General features: G+C 50.9%; 1 pseudogene. It reads right to left on the bottom strand.

Annotated features, from left to right (window positions below):
- Window positions 1-279: pseudogene (locus A3712_RS21395) on the bottom strand (50S ribosomal protein L2); the annotation flags it as partial.

Here is a 279-nt window from a genome sequence, read left to right as displayed (position 1 = left end):
ACTACACCACGTACGGTTGGACGTACGCCGCGCCAGCGTGAAGCACCAGCTTTACCAAGTTCACGTAGCATATGCTCAGAGTTACCAACTTCACCGATCGTTGCACGACCTTCAGAAAGTACTTTGCGCATTTCACCAGAACGTAGACGGATAGTGATGTATGCACCGTCGCGAGCAACGATTTGAGCATAAGCACCAGCCGAACGAGCTAGTTGAGCACCCTTACCAGGCTTAAGTTCAACACAGTGTACAGTAGAACCTACTGGGATGTTGCGCATC

Origin of the sequence: Vibrio sp. HI00D65, assembly GCF_001635455.1 — a bacterium.
Taxonomy (GTDB): Bacteria; Pseudomonadota; Gammaproteobacteria; order Enterobacterales; family Vibrionaceae; genus Vibrio.
The sequence above is the reverse complement of the archived record's forward strand: the minus strand, read 5'-3'. Positions and strand labels throughout refer to the sequence as shown.